At 59.7% G+C, this 14,771-nt stretch carries 10 protein-coding genes and 1 pseudogene; 8 read left to right on the top strand and 3 right to left on the bottom strand.

Annotation, left to right across the window (positions count from 1 at the left end):
• The 7 genes and pseudogenes from AC2FM5_RS16620 to AC2FM5_RS16590 form a co-directional block, all read left to right on the top strand.
• A pseudogene (locus AC2FM5_RS16620) lies at positions 1-528 on the top strand (dynamin family protein); the annotation flags it as partial.
• Entirely contained in the window at positions 525-1,811 is a 1,287-nt protein-coding gene (locus AC2FM5_RS16615; RefSeq protein ID WP_496736913.1) for a dynamin family protein, read from the top strand. The pseudogene AC2FM5_RS16620 and the gene AC2FM5_RS16615, both read left to right, overlap by 4 nt.
• Positions 1,812-2,151: 340 nt before the next feature.
• Entirely contained in the window at positions 2,152-4,293 is a 2,142-nt protein-coding gene (locus AC2FM5_RS16610) for a serine/threonine-protein kinase (RefSeq protein WP_496736911.1), read from the top strand.
• A gap of 207 nt (positions 4,294-4,500) precedes the next feature.
• Positions 4,501-5,508, top strand: a complete 1,008-nt coding sequence (locus tag AC2FM5_RS16605; protein ID WP_496736909.1) for an FHA domain-containing protein — start codon at positions 4,501-4,503, stop codon at positions 5,506-5,508.
• Between the two features lie 3 nt (positions 5,509-5,511).
• Positions 5,512-6,297, top strand: coding sequence for a PP2C family protein-serine/threonine phosphatase (locus AC2FM5_RS16600; RefSeq protein ID WP_496736907.1), 786 nt, complete (start codon positions 5,512-5,514; stop codon positions 6,295-6,297).
• A gap of 22 nt (positions 6,298-6,319) precedes the next feature.
• Positions 6,320-7,570: a type 2 periplasmic-binding domain-containing protein gene (locus AC2FM5_RS16595; protein ID WP_496736905.1), complete on the top strand. Its 1,251-nt coding sequence runs from the start codon at positions 6,320-6,322 to the stop codon at positions 7,568-7,570.
• Between the two features lie 44 nt (positions 7,571-7,614).
• Positions 7,615-8,724, top strand: a complete 1,110-nt coding sequence (locus AC2FM5_RS16590) for a transporter substrate-binding domain-containing protein (RefSeq protein ID WP_170341645.1) — start codon at positions 7,615-7,617, stop codon at positions 8,722-8,724.
• A gap of 50 nt (positions 8,725-8,774) precedes the next feature.
• On the opposite strand, the gene AC2FM5_RS16585 is transcribed toward AC2FM5_RS16590, so the two are convergent.
• Positions 8,775-9,638, bottom strand: coding sequence for a polysaccharide deacetylase family protein (locus AC2FM5_RS16585; RefSeq protein ID WP_496736899.1), 864 nt, complete (start codon positions 9,636-9,638; stop codon positions 8,775-8,777).
• Positions 9,635-11,410, bottom strand: coding sequence for a carbamoyltransferase family protein (locus AC2FM5_RS16580; protein WP_302477052.1), 1,776 nt, complete (start codon positions 11,408-11,410; stop codon positions 9,635-9,637). The genes AC2FM5_RS16585 and AC2FM5_RS16580 overlap by 4 nt, the downstream gene beginning before the upstream one ends.
• 476 nt (positions 11,411-11,886) lie before the next feature.
• Between AC2FM5_RS16580 and AC2FM5_RS16575 the strand changes: the two genes are divergently transcribed.
• Positions 11,887-13,464, top strand: a complete 1,578-nt coding sequence (locus tag AC2FM5_RS16575) for a carbamoyltransferase C-terminal domain-containing protein (protein ID WP_496736893.1) — start codon at positions 11,887-11,889, stop codon at positions 13,462-13,464.
• Between the two features lie 12 nt (positions 13,465-13,476).
• On the opposite strand, the gene AC2FM5_RS16570 is transcribed toward AC2FM5_RS16575, so the two are convergent.
• On the bottom strand, positions 13,477-14,637 hold the full coding sequence (locus AC2FM5_RS16570) for a glycosyltransferase family 4 protein (protein ID WP_496736889.1): 1,161 nt from the start codon (positions 14,635-14,637) through the stop codon (positions 13,477-13,479).
• Between the last annotated feature and the right edge of the window lie 134 nt (positions 14,638-14,771).

Below are 14,771 nucleotides of genomic sequence, written 5' to 3'. Positions count from 1 at the left end.
ATGCGCGAACTGGTGCAGGGTGCGACTCAGGTCATTCGCCAGCGGATGCTCAGCGAACTCTATGCCATCGACATGCAGGCCAACGCGTCTCTGCGGTCCCTGCCGGGCTGGCAGGAGCCGACCGACAGCCGTATGAACACCAGTGCCGTGCGCTGGTTCCGTCCGGATACCACCGCATTGACCCGAGGGATTACGGTCGAGTTGCGGGTGAACTGGTTGTCGCGTCTGATTTCGCGGAAATCCGTCGTCTCTCGCGCCGAGCGCATGATCGTGCAGGAATTCGAGATGATCGGAGATGATCTGATCGATACCGCACGCGAGAACCTGCTGGAGCGCTTGAACACCGCTCTGGATCATTTCCTGGCCCTGCTCGCCGGGCATCTTGAAAACCGCACCGCGACGGGCGAGACATGTGAGCGCACCCAGGCGCAGGTCGATTTCGACCGCGCACGCCGGATCGCGGACGAATTGCAATCGACCTTTGGCGCTGAACACAGCGACGAACGACAAGCGGAGGCCGCCGAGTGATTGAATTTCCCGGAACCGAGACGGAAGTGCGTCAGCTTGACCGTTTTCTGACCGCAACCGAACGCCTTCCGTCCACGCCCGAGTTGGACGACATGCGCGCGCGGGCACAGTCCCACGCCGAGCGTTTGTCAAACGCGGTTTCAATCGGTTTTGCCGGGGAATTCGGCGCCGGGAAGTCCAGCCTTGCCAACATGCTCGCCGGAGCTGACATCCTGCCCACGGGTCCGCAACATCTGAAATTGCCTCTGGTGATTGTCACCTATGCGGACACGCCTGAAACGACCGTTGGGTGGTGGGACCGCGAGCCAAAGGTTTATTCCGGCATCGCCCTGGAAAAGGCCGCGGCCGACAATCCTGATTTTATCTCGGTGGGGCTGAACACCCCTGCCCTGCGCGAAATCTCGTTGTTCGACCTGCCCGGCTCCGGTGCGCTGGACGACACTTACAAACAAACGCTTGATTTGTTGAAATTCGTCGATTGCGCCATCTGGTGCACGAACGGAACCAACGCTTGGCGCGAGACCGAGCGCCATTTGTGGGCACAAGTCCCGCAAAACCTGCGCGACAACAGCTTGCTAGCCGTCACTCACACGGACCTGCCCCCTGTCCGCGACGCCCTCGATCGCGTTCTGTCGCGGTTGGAGAAGGAGAAGTCGGGCATGTTCCGCGCGATCGTACCGATCGGGACACCAGTTGCCGTTCGCGCCATGGCGCAAGAGCCGGAACCGGACTTCGCCTTGTGGGAAACCTGCGGCGGCCAGAACCTTGCGGAGAAGGTGCTTGAAATTGCGTCGCATCGCCGCCGAACGGATCTGGAGGCCGCGCGGCAGGACCTTGCCGCTGACTTCCTGCCGTTCTTGGAGACATTGACCGGCGCGGGCGAACAACCCGCTGCCTCGGACACCAGAACGGTACAGCCCAGTCTGGAATCTGCGCTGCCGCCGCTGGACAACCCGATCCTCGAAGACTGGCTGGCGGCGATCGCCAGCATTTACGAGGACCTGCGCGACAGTTCGGACATCGAACCGGCCGCCTTCCTGCAAAGCTGTCAGGAAATTGTCGAGGATTTTGCTGAACGGCTGGAAAACGGGTCCGAGATCGACCCCGAAGCCGACTGGATTCCGGGCGAGTTCGAAAAGGCAACCGACCTGCTTCTGCTGCTTCAATTCGAGAGCGGCGAAGGGCCACTCAAGGATGCGATCAGCATACTGGCGCAGCTCAGCGACAACTTGGCGTGGGCCGGCAGCACGGTCGCTTCGGCCCCTCCGAAGACCGGAACCTGAGTCATTCCCGCAAAGATTGAGCCGCGGCGCGGCGAATCGTTAACACTGGAATCATGATTCCATTGTTTCGAATCCGTGGACCATGGGTCGTCTGGCGCCCGGACTGAATCCTTTTCGTTCGCCGGTCTACACTACATATATGCGCTTTATCAGCACTTACATCAATATATTGATCTGCGTCCGAAGCCGTTCTCAGTGAAGCCACGAGGCGGCCCCATTAAAGTCAAATTTGAAACGTCTAACCGTTCTCAAGTGTCCTGCGGTTGTGTTGGTTGTGTGTTCGCGGGCTGATTGCCCGGTTATTTTGGCCGCAAGTTTTTGGAATGATGGGCGGGAAGAAATGAACCACAACCAGGCTGTCGGTGCATCGCACGACGAACCTCAAATTCAAGGTCTGCAACCGGGCGCGAAACTGCTGCGCGGCCAGTACGAAATTCTTCGCTTCCTCAGCAATGGCGGGTTCGGCATCACGTATTTGGCGCGTGACAGCCTCGAACGCGATGTGGTCATCAAGGAATGCTATCCGGGTGCCTTGTGCCGCCGCAACGGTGACCTGGTCGAACCCAATGATCCGGCCTTCAAGGACGACCTGCGCGCGATCATCGACCTGTTCATTCAGGAAGCCCGCAACCATGCTCGCCTGGTCCACCCCAATATCGTCGACGTGCACCAGGTCTTTGAAGACAACGATACTGCGTATATCGCGATGGACCTGATCCGCGGATGCGATCTGCTGGATTACATTGAGGACCCCAAGACCGAAACCGGCCCGGACTTTATCGTCCAAGTCACCGAAAAGATGCTGTCCGCGGTGTCGTTCATCCACCAAAGCGGGATGCTGCATCGGGACATTTCGCCAGACAACATCCTGATCGACGAAAACGGCGAACCGATCCTGATCGATTTCGGCGCCGCGCGCGAACAGGCTGCCAACCAATCGGCGGCCCTGTTGACGCTTCGGGTGATCAAGGATGGGTACTCGCCGCACGAGTTCTACGTGCGCGGCTCCGAGCAGGGTCCCAGCAGCGACTTGTATGTGTTGGCGGCAACGCTCTACCACGCGATCAGCGGCGAGCGCCCGATCGACGGCCAATCGCGCCTGAATGCCTTCAACAACGGACAGAAAGATCCCTATCAGCCGCTGACCGGTCGCTTCCAAGGTTACCCGGATGGCTTCCTTGGGGCGATCGACAAGGCCATGGAGGTCCACGCGACTGACCGCCTTCAATCTGCACTGGACTGGTTGCGGATGTTCCGCGGCCCCGGTGTCGAATTCGACAGCTTTGCCTATCGCCCCGTTTCGGTAATCGTGGCCTTGGACCGCAAGGACGAAGAGGCCGAAAAGGCCCGCATCAAAGCCGAAAGCGAAAACGCCGAAGCGGTTGTAACAGCCCTGCTGGCCGGCAATTCCGATCTGGCTCTTGGGCATGGCGAAAAAAACGACGACGGACCGGCAAGTTTTGCCCAGAAGGACGAGCCCGCAGCAGCAGTGGACACGGTTGTCCAAAAAGGATCGGGCGGCAACGGCAAGTTGATCGCGGGTGTCGCCGCAATCGCGATTTTGGCCGCTGGTGGATTCTTCGTGATGTCCGGCGGCTCGACCGAGACGGACCCGACACCGATCCAGACCGCGACGCCCACCGAGACGGCCGAACCTGCCGAAACGCAGACGGCCGAACCAGTGATCGCGCCCGAAGCAAACAAGGCAGAAGAAACCGCAGCAGCAACCGAAACAGAACAGCAGGTGGCAGAAGACCAGCCTGTCGAGCAGGCCGCAGCGGCTGTCACACCGCCGGCGGTGGAAACACAGGAAGAAGCGGCGCAGCCCGAAGAACCTGTCGAAGTGGCGGCGGTTGCACCGAGCGCTCCGGTCAATCTGGCCGAGACCCAAGTCAGCTATGCCCATTGGGATGTCAAAATCCCGTTCTCGACTTCGCAGCGGCGCGCCTCGACCGGAAACATCATCGCCATCACCGGTGTGGATGCCGACCAGGACATGTCCACGATCGGTGAATGGGTTCAGCGAGGCGCAGCGATCTATACCCTGAACGGCAGCCCTGTGCGCGCCGGAACGACGCTTGCCGCGCAGGTTCTGGACAACCTTCAGGTTGACCCGGACGGCTATATCCGTGTCGCGGCGCGGTATCGCCCCATCGGACAGACCCGCGCGCAGAACGGCCTGCTGGCCCTGCCCGCAATCCGCGAGTTCGGGCTGGCCAACGGTTACTCGTTCGAAGCCCGCGGCGCCGATTTGCCCGAATGGCAGACGGTTGTTGCCGGAGCACCGGCCGCAACGGCAGGTGGCCTGCAGACCGGCGACATTCTTGTCCGCGAGACTGTCTCGGGAACTGAGATGATTGCTGCCGACAGTCTGGATACCGCGCTGAACGCGTTGGTTTCCGAAAACAAGCCCGAAGCACGGTTGGTTGTGCTTAGAAACGGGTCGGAAACAACCGCCGTGATGCCTTTGGCGCAGGAGTGATCATACCGGTACGTATTTGATCCGCCAGTTTGTGTTTGCTGAGGAGGATGCCGTGTTTTGGCCCTCCTGGTGGGGGCCGGCCCGCCGCGAAAGGTAAGAGTGTTTCAGGTTTCCAACTTCATAAGTGCCGCTGCGCCATGCGCAGAGGTTCGTAGCAGCCCCACGGGTTACCTAAGCCCGTGCAAGTAGTCAAAAGGTGTCGACACCATGTTCAAATACAAAAGCCCACTCAGCCGGCTTCTCGAGGGTGCCGGCAAAACCAAAGAAGCCGAAGGGTCGGAACCCGAAGTCGAAACGACAGACAAGGCCGAGCCGATTGCGGACTTCAATGCACTGCGCCAGGCTCTGGCTGGTGGAAACCTGAGCACGGACAGCTACGAGGAAACCGACGAGCTGATCCCTGAAGAGAAGATGCCCGATTTCGCCGAGACCGAACAGACGGTGGAAGAGGCAACAGAGAGCGAAGAAACAGCCGAAGCCGCGCCTGAAGCGCCGGAAGAAGCCGAACAGGTCGTGACGCTGCACGTTGCGGCAACCGAAGAAGAAGAGACCATCCAGTCGGTCATGGCCGAAACTGCCGAACCCGATCTGGAGGAAGTCCAAGAGGAAGAGGCCTCGGCGCCGACCCCGTTCGAGTTGCCGGAACCCATTACAATCGAAACTGCCCCGGACGAAGCAGCGGCAAATGCCGAACCTGTGGCCACCGAGCCCGAAGAACCCGAAGCCGCACCGGAAGTCGCCGAAGCGCCGGCCTCGGATCGTCGGTCGCGCGTCAAGACCACCTTCCTCGGGTTCGAGCGCCCTGACACACATGTGCAGGAACTGATCGAAACAGCCGAACCGGTGGCCAAGACCGAAACCGCAGGCGCGACATTCCCGGTCGGTTGGCTGGCAGTAACCAGTGGCCCCGGGCGGGGGTCCAGCATCACGCTGACCGAAGGGCTGATGCAGATTGGCCGCAACGATGACCAGGCGATCCAATTGGATTTTGGCGACACCGGGATTTCACGGTCGAACCACGCCGTCATTGCTTATGACCCCGAAGACCGCAAATGCTATCTGGGCCATGGCGGCAAGGCAAACCTTGTGCGCCTGAACGGCAAACCCGTCCTCAGCACCGTGCCGCTGTCCAGCGGCGACCTGATCCGCATCAGCGAAACATCGCTGCGGTTCGTGGCCTTCTGTGACGAAAACTTCGACTGGCGGGACGCATAACGGATGCTGGCTACTCCGGCATATGACATTGCACTGATCCTGGATCAGGGTCAGCGCGACACGCAGGAAGACGCGGTTGCCTCACGGGTCTTTGATGCCGCCAACGCCGGTTATGTCGTGGTGGCAGACGGCATGGGCGGTCACGCCGCCGGCGAAGTGGCTTCGGATCTGGTGGTCAAGTCCTGGTGCGAAGTGCTCGACGCAGTTCTGGAAAATCCGGAATTGACCGAGAATACGCTGCTGGATGCGCTGCCCATGGCCGCAATGCAGGCCAACGCGGCCGTGGCGGGGTATGGCGACGACCAGCACCAAGGCTTCAACATGGGCTCGACCCTGCTGGGAGTTCTGCTGCTGGGCAACAAAGTGTTCTGGATCTCGATCGGCGACAGCCCTTTGTACCTGTTCCGCGACGGCGTTCTGTCTCAGATCAACGAAGATCATTCGATGGCGCCGGTCATCGACGCACAGGTAACCCGAGGGGAGCTGTCCGAAGCCGAAGCGCAGTCCCATCCCGACCGCAACCAGCTGACCTCGGTCATCATGGGCGCGGCGATCCCCAAGGTAGACTGCCCCGAAGACGCGCTGGAACTGACGACCGATGACCTCCTCATCCTCGGCAGTGACGGGCTGCAATATCTGGGCAACCACGACATCCAGTCCATCCTTCAGGACAACACTTCGGCCCTCTCCCAGGACATCGCCGACAGCCTCCTCAAGGCACTGATCGCCAAGGGTGATCCGGATCAGGACAACATTTCAATCGCCGTCATCAAAACGGCCCGACAATAGCAAAAGCAAAGCAACAGGACCCATGAGAACACACCTGATCATATCCAGCATTGCCCTGGCGGCAGCAACGGGGGCAGCCTCGGCGCAAGAGGCATGCTCGACCTACGAGATCCAGCGCGGCGACAGCCTGCGTGAACTGGCCATCAAGGTCTATGCGACCGAAGACTATCGCATCATCTACGACGCCAACCGCGACACGATCGGGTCCAACCCCAACATCATCCGCGTCGGCGACGTTCTGACCTTCCCCTGCCTCGAGGATGTCGGCCGCGCCGCGCCTGAACCGGAAACCGAGGCCGAGCGCATGGCCGCCGAGATGGCAGCCGAACTGGTCAAGGCCGCGGAAGAACGTGCCGCTAAGGCCATTGCCGAGGCCGAAGCCCGCGTTGCGGAGGCCCAGCAGGCCAGCGACAAGGCTGTCATCGGAGCCAAGGCAGCCGCGAAGAAGGAAATCGAGGCCGCCCGCGCAGAAGGTGCCGCCTTGATCCGCAACGCCGGTGACGGCACCCGCCCCGAGATCCGCGACCGGCAGTTGCTGCTGATCACCGGGGGCAACTACGCGCCGTTTACGGACGAAGCCCTGCCCAATCGCGGTCTGTACACGAACCTAGTCGAAACCGCGATGCTGCGGGCGGCGCCGGAACAGGCCTACAAGATCCAGTTCGTGAACGACTGGTCGTCGCATCTGGACCTGCTGATGCCCACCCTGGCCTTCGATGCCACGTTCCCTTGGTCGCGCCCGAATTGCGAAGAAGCCGAGGCACTTTCGGAGAGCGACCGGAACCGGTGCGAGACCTACAACTTCTCGAACCCGTTCTACGAAGTGGTCGACACGTTCTTCGCCAAGGATAGCTCAGGCTACGAAACCTCGCTCAGCTACGCGGAATTCGTCGGCACCACGATCTGCCGCCCCGAGGGCTGGTCAACCTCGCACATGGACGCTGTAGGTCTTTATGAGCCTGCGATCACCATCTTGCGCCCCGTCGATCCGGACGAGTGTTTCCACGCAGTCATGGACGGGCGGGCTGACCTGGTCGCCATCGAAGCGCATCTGGCCGTCGAGGCCATCGGTCGGCTGGGCTACGAACACAAGATCATCGAAAACCCCAACCTGGCGGCGATCAAGTCGCTCAACGTCATGACCCACAAGGACAATCCGGATGGGGAAGCGATCCTCGAGACGCTCAATCAGGGTCTGGCGATCATGCAGCAATCGGGCGAATGGCGCGACATCGTCTCGACCGCCCTGCGGTACCAAATGGAAAACGGATAAGGGCCGGCAAGGTCTGACAAAACAAAAGTCTGGAGGAAGTGGACATGTTTGAAATCAATCTGAAGAAACTGGTGGCGGCAGCCACCGCAGTAACCGCCCTCAGCGCCGGCGCCGCCGCCGCTCAGGAGGCCTGTACCAACTATACGGTTCAGGACGGTGACACGATGGCAACCATCGCCATTGCGGCCTACGGCACATCGAACTACCAGCCGATCTTCAACGCAAACCGCAACGTCATCACCAACCCGAACTCGCTTGAGCCGGGCATCGTTCTGGCCCTGCCCTGTGAAGACGGCAGCCTGCCGAATGGCCGCAGCGCGCAGGAAATCATCGCCGCGGAAGAACAGCGCGCTGCAAGCGTGAAACGCTCGAGCGTCTATGAGCCGCCGATCAAACTGGTCACCGGTAACGGCTGGGCGCCCTTCGCAGATGAATCGCTGAATGGCGGTGGCATCATCCCGCGTCTGGCAACCACCTCGTTGCAGCGGGGCGGCAACGCCCGCGACTATTCGGTTAGCTTTGTTGACGACTGGAATTCGCACCTGGAAACCCTGCTGCCGCTGGGCGCGTTCGACGTGTCGATGGCATGGAACATGCCGGACTGCACCAACCGCAGCTACGAATGGTCCTGGGAAACCGAGGTGCGCTGCACGCAGTTCGACTCGTCGGTCCCAGTCTATGACATCGTGGTCGGTTTCTACACCCTGCCCGAAAGCCAGTTTGCCAACGCGACCACCTTTGACGAGCTGAAAGGGTCGACCATCTGCCGCATGGACGGCTGGTTCATCCACGATCTGGAACAGCAAGGTCTGATCAATGGCGACACCATCACCTTGATGCAGCCGATCACCGCGCGGGAATGTCTGGATGCCGTGCTGACCGGCACTGCAGATGTTGCAACCTTCGAGGTCCAGCTGTTCTCGGACACCATGGTTGAAATGGGCCTGAACCAGAACGACCTGATCGAGAACCCCTTCGTGACCTCGCTGTCGTCGCTGCGTTTCATCGCGCACCGTTCGAACCCGTTCGGCAAGCAGTACCTGGCCATGCTGAACAAGGGCCTGAACGAAATGCGTGAATCCGGCGAATGGTACGCGATCGTTTCGGACTCGCTGCGCGAGCACAACGACAAACTGATGGCCGCGTCGAACTGATCCCTCGGTTCCGCGAATGACTGGGGCTGGTCGACTGACCGGCCCCTTTTTTATTCTCCGATCAACTGATCCAGCCGACCCGCAAGGCCGCCTGCCGGGATCAAACCCTCGACTTTGCGCAGAAGTCGCGCGCCGCCAAAGTTCAGCCACTGAGACTGCCGCAACGCCCAGTAAGCGGCTTTGGCAGTTCCCAAGGCCGCGAGTTGGTCCCGTGAAACCATGAACGACCGAGGTTCCACGATCTCGTAGGGATGCAGATAAACTTGCGGCGGTATGCCGGCCTGTTCAGACCGTTCGATCAATGTCCTCGCCAGACCCGAAGTCATGAACTTCAGATAGCTGCCTCCCAGACGCACCATCGGCCCCCTGCCCGTCAATGGCGTCATGAACAACGGCAAGATCCGGAGCGTGGTCAGCCCCATTTCCTGCGAAAACCGATCACATTCCTGCACCGAGGCGAAGAATGACGAACAGTCGTAGTCGAAATGACGTTCAATCAGGCGGTACTGTTCAGGCGTTGCGCGGTTCAATCGAAAACGCGGGGCGCGAAACCCTCGAACAGGGGTGTTCCCGGCCTCTTCCAAAGCTTGCCGCGCCTGACCCAGCATACGGTCTGTGGTCTCCGCAGACTGCAGGTCCATGCTGTCATGAAAATAGTAGTGGCAGGCAACCTCGTGGCCCCGCTTTGCGATTTCGGCCACCAGATCAGGCGCATCGCGTGCCACGACCCCCGTGCAGAAGAACGTTGCGGCGCAACCCGTCGATCCACCATGTGAGCGAAGGAAGCCATCAATGGTTTCAAAGCTTTGCCACAGCTCCTCAACTCTGAGGGGCCCGGTTTCCCAGACCCCCAGAAGGCGTTTCAGATCATGCGCAAAGTCTTCGAAATCGACGCTGAGAAACAGCCGGGTCACGCGACAGCTTGGGCCCGGGCGCTGTCATCCTTCAGCGCTTCGCGCAGTACGACGTAGTCACCGATCACCAACGCATCCACTCCCGATGCCGCAAATGTCGCGCAAGCATCCAGAGGCGAATAGACGATGGGCTCCTGGATATTGAACGAGGTGTTCAACAACACAGGCACTCCGGTCTTTTCGCCGAACCGCGTCAACAAGGCGTGGTACAGCGGGTTCGCCGACTGCGACACCGTATGTACGCGTGCCGTCTGGTCAGTATGGGTGATTGCCGGGATGTCTGCCGCCCGATCGTCACGCACACGAGCAACGATGTTCATGTAGGGGCTGGTCTGATCAATCTCGAAAAAGGTCGAGGCCGCCTCCTCTGCAACGCTGGGCGCAAAGGGCCGGAAATGCTCGCGTTTCTTGATCTTGACGTTCAGATCGTCGCGAATGCTGTCCTTGCGTGGGTCTGCAAGGAAGGATCGGGCACCCAGAGCACGCGGGCCAAACTCTGCCCGCCCCTGGAACCAAGCGATGATCTTGCCTTCGGCCAGCAGGTCGGACACACGGTCCAGGAACTGGTCAACAGGCAAGGCCTGCTGCGGTTCCGCACAATACTGATCCAAGGCAGCGGTGATGTCGGCATCTGCCCAATCGGCACCCTGATATGGGCTGCGGACCGAGGGCAGATCGACCTGCTCGCTCGGAATGCAGGCCAGCGCTGCGCCAACTGCACAGCCAGCATCATGTGGGGCCGGTGGAATGATGACCTCGTCAAACGTGCCGTCCGCGATCAGCGTTCCATTCGCCGTGACATTTAGCGCGCAGCCGCCAGAAATTACCAATTTGCGCAGGTCCGGATTGGCTTTGCGGACCGGCTCCAGAATATGGTGCAGGGCTGCCTCGAACGCGGCTTGCACGGATGCCGCCAGGTCCACGTGGCGTTCGTTCGGCGCGGTGCCGGGCTCGCGCCGGGTGCCGAACAGTTCTTCCATACGTGGATGGAACTCGCCGCGCAGGGCTGAGTGATAGTCGCACAGCGCGGTGTTCACGCGGTAACCGCCGTCATCGTCCAGGATCAGAATTTCGCGCAGGATGGCGTCGCGATAGATGGGTTTGCCATACGGAGCCAAGCCCATCATCTTGTATTCGCCTTCCAGCATCTTGAAGCCAAGAAAACCGGTGAAGGTCGAGTAGAAATGACCCAGCGAGTTCGGCCAGCGATGATCCGCCAGACCTTCCCGCTTGCCGTTCCGCACAACTGACACGATGGTCGAGCTTTCCTCGCCTCCACCGTCATAGGACAGGGAAACGAAGCTGTCCCAGTCACGCATCGCTTCGGCGTACAATTGGTGGGTCAGATGGTGGTTGATGTAGTGCAACTTGAAATCGGCCGGACCATGCACAGCCGTCAGGATCTTGCGGATGCGGAACAGGTCCATCCAGCCGCTGTCCTGTGACTCGTCCGACGAGGCATCTGACACGAACAGTGCCCCGATCCGCGCCGTTACGCTTTTTGCGGCTGAGGGGCGCTGCAAAATCTTGCGCATCGTGCCCATACCTCGGCCGACCATACGCCAAGGCTGCCAATAGACCGCAACCTCGTCGATGTCCGAGAACTTCAGCCCAGCAATGCGCAGAACTTCGGCGATCGCCTGATGGGGAAATGCCCCGTCATTCTTGACCCGCGTCAGCCGCTCTTCTTCGATTGCGGCAACCAGCTTGCCGTCCTTGAACAGCGCAGCGGCGCTGTTGCTCATTGTAGCCAAACCCAAAATTACTGACATAACCTAAAACACCCTTGGCCAAAAAACTTGCCTGATAACGCGGCCACGTTAACGGTCAGAGGCTGGTAGGTGCAACCCGGATGAAGGTGCTGCTCGATCAAATCTCAGCCTTTCACGGCCAACCGGAAGCCATGCAAGTGTGATTCACCGGACTTGTCAGCCTGTTGCACCGGTCTGGTGCCGGGCACTGCGCAGGGTACGCTACACCCACTCAGTGAACAATCGCGCCAAAAGTGCTCTTTCGTTCACGAATAGCCACTGCGTTAAGCCCGGCGGCAGCCGGTTACGAACTTGGGTTCCCCCAAACACCGAGCTTCTGCTAGGCTTAATCGTGGCATTTGTTTTGGTATTCGTGGAATGGATTTGCGGTTAATTCGATCCGTCAGCGCCCCGTCATTTTTGACCCGACGGACTGTCACATCTGTTTGCGAGACACCTGGTCTTTGGACCGTGACTTGTCGAGGGAAGGGCTATTCATGAAAATCCTGTCTTTCAAATCCGGACATGACGGCACAGTTGCAGGTGTCGACAGCACTGACGGGCGTCTGCTGTTTTCCTACGAGGCGGAAAAGAACAGCTTCCCCCGCTATACGCCGGTTACGCCTGACACGTTCATTGACGCGGGTCTATGGTTCAAGGATTTGCCGGATGTCCTGGCCCTCAGCGGGTGGTCAAGCAACGGGGCCGACCACGTTACAACTTCGGGGGCCGGATACTTCGGTATCGGCGCGGGGTCTGAAACAGCTGGCAAACGAACCTTTTTTGGCAAGTCGGTCGATTATTACTCTTCAACTCACGAACGGGCGCATATCTGGTGCAGCTATGCCATGTCCCCCTTTCGTCTGGGCGAGCCCTGTTATGTACTTCTGTGGGAAGGCGCATTGGGAGATTTCTACGAGATCGACAGCGACCTGACCATTCATCACCGAGGGCAGGTGATGACGGCCCCGGGCACACGCTTTGCGTTTCTCAATGCCCTCGCCGACCCCGACTTTCCGGTCACGGGCAACTCACCCCGGCCACAGGATCCCGGCCGCCTGATGGCAGCCTGCGCATTTGGCGAAGACGGTCCACCAGATGCGGATGAGACGGAACTGATCAACCGGTTGCTTTCCTCGGACCTGGGCGGCGACGCACTTCGCAAAAGCGATTTTGTGACTTCACCCTTCTTCAACATTGGAACGGACAGCCAAAAGCTGAAGAACATGGCCACCAAACTGTCCAAAGCGATATTCCAGATGTTTCGCGACTATGCGGAACAGAACCTGCCTGAAAAGCATCCGCTGCTGATCGCCGGCGGGTGTGGCCTGAATGGACACTGGAATACCGCGTGGAAGCAAAGCGGGCTCTTCCGTGAGGTCTTCGTACCGCCGACGACCGGCGACTCGGGATGTGCCATTGGAACCGCCGTGGACGCGATGCGCCACTATACCGGCCAAGCCAAACTGGAATGGTCGGTCTATTCCGGCCAGTCCTTCTGCGACGACCGCATCGACACGCAGGGTATGACCGCAACCGAACTGAACCTAAACACGATCGCCAAAGACCTGCTGGACGGAAAGATCATTGGCTGGACCCGCGGCAATTGCGAGATTGGGCCGCGCGCTTTGGGAAACCGGTCGATCCTGGCCGCGCCGTTTTCCCCGGAGACACGTACGCGACTGAACCGGATCAAGGGACGGGCCAGCAACAGTCCAGTGGCGCCGTCTTGCCTGGAAGAGGATGCTGCACTGCACTTCGACATCAGCGCGCCCTCGCCATACATGATGGACTTTTACCGCGTTACCAATCCGGACCTGGCCGCAGTAACCCATGTCGACGGTTCGGCGCGGGTACAGACGGTCAACCGCAACCAGAACCCCTATTTTTACGACCTTCTGGCCGCGTTCAAGGCGGTGTCGGGGGTGGGCGTGCTCTGCAACACCTCGCTCAATTTCAAGAACTCCGGCTTCATTAATACAACTCGGGATCTGGCACATTATGCCCGCCAGGTCGGGTTGGATGGATTCGTCGCGGGCAATACCTATTACACATTCGACAACCCGCGCTGTTGACCGAACAAGCTATCAAGCGAGCAACCGATCATAGATCTCGCAAACCCCGTTCACATGAATATCCAAGCCGAAATTTGCACGGGCATAGTTCTTTGACGCTTGTGAAATCTCCTCGAACAACGCTCTGTCCTGATGCAACTTGCGCACAGATTCCACGAATGCCTGAGGATCGTCGGGGTCGACCAGCACACCGGTTTCCCAGTCCGTGATCGCTTCGATGTTGCCGCCGTGACGGGTCGCGATGACTGGAGTTCCCAAATACATCGCTTCGATCAACGTACGGCCAAACGGTTCGTCCAGAGCGGTCACCAGATTGGCATCCATTGCAGCCATGTACCCATCGATCGGCTGTCGGAAACCCATCATATGGATATGCTCGCTGGTCCCCGCCTCATTTGCGATGCGAAGGCAGGTCTGGCGCAACGGTTCGTCCCGCTCGGCCGCGCTGCCGAACAGAAGACCATGCACCGGAGTGTCGGGCATCGCATTTTGCACAGCCGCGATGACCCTTACAAAATGGTCGGGACGCTTGCGCGTGACGAAGTTTCCGAAATACCCGAGAAGCAGCGCGTCATCGGGCAATCCCATCTCGGCGATTACGGCTGCTCGGGCTTCGGACCTATCCGGTGGGTCAGGGTTGAAATCAAATGGGCTGCGGATCACGGTGAACTTCTTGTCGACCGACCGCACCGGGTTGCTGGGCTTCGAAAAATGCGAAACGCTGATAATGTGGTCGGAAAATAGCGGCGCCAGTTTGTTGATCCCGAACGCGGTCGGATCCTGCCGGTGGTGCCAGATGTGTTTCCTGCCCGCCAGACGGGCCGGCAGCACCCAGTTGGCATGCATCCGACCTTCGTTTGTGTGAACGATGTCGGCATCGATGCGCTTTAGGACACTTGCCAGCCTCCATGCGCTAGAAGTCAGGTATCGCCCCGGGCCACAATCGCGCGGATAGCTGAGCCCGCCCGGAGACATCAGGCTGGGATCGTGCAGGATTTCGACGTCCAATCCCAGCGATCGGGCATACTCCGCCGCCGGGCCGGCCTCGTAGTGGACCAGGATATGGGGCACATACTTCGACCGGTCCAACGCCGCCGCAAGTTTCAAGGCTGACACGTGACTGCCGCCAATAACGGTGTCACCTTCGAAGGGAAATAGAATACGTCTTGGCATGGATGGTCTCAAAATACTCGTGACTCAAGGAATTTAGGGACAGGGCCGGAAGATCACCAACCCATCATGTTTCGTGTTTTCTGGCCAGATAAGACCGGATGGCGAATATGCAGCCCACCGTCCAGATCACATTG

Source organism: Ruegeria sp. BHSA162, assembly GCF_059613385.1.
Note: the sequence above shows the minus strand (reverse complement) of the source record. Positions and strands in the feature narration are given on the sequence as shown.

Coding starts and splice junctions, on each gene's coding strand:
- AC2FM5_RS16590 (WP_170341645.1), top strand. CDS start 7,615: ATGTTTGAAATCAATCTGAAGAAACTGGTGGCGGCAGCCACCGCAGTA.
- AC2FM5_RS16580 (WP_302477052.1), bottom strand. CDS start 11,410: ATGTCAGTAATTTTGGGTTTGGCTACAATGAGCAACAGCGCCGCTGCG.
- AC2FM5_RS16595 (WP_496736905.1), top strand. CDS start 6,320: ATGAGAACACACCTGATCATATCCAGCATTGCCCTGGCGGCAGCAACG.
- AC2FM5_RS16600 (WP_496736907.1), top strand. CDS start 5,512: ATGCTGGCTACTCCGGCATATGACATTGCACTGATCCTGGATCAGGGT.
- AC2FM5_RS16605 (WP_496736909.1), top strand. CDS start 4,501: ATGTTCAAATACAAAAGCCCACTCAGCCGGCTTCTCGAGGGTGCCGGC.
- AC2FM5_RS16570 (WP_496736889.1), bottom strand. CDS start 14,637: ATGCCAAGACGTATTCTATTTCCCTTCGAAGGTGACACCGTTATTGGC.
- AC2FM5_RS16610 (WP_496736911.1), top strand. CDS start 2,152: ATGAACCACAACCAGGCTGTCGGTGCATCGCACGACGAACCTCAAATT.
- AC2FM5_RS16575 (WP_496736893.1), top strand. CDS start 11,887: ATGAAAATCCTGTCTTTCAAATCCGGACATGACGGCACAGTTGCAGGT.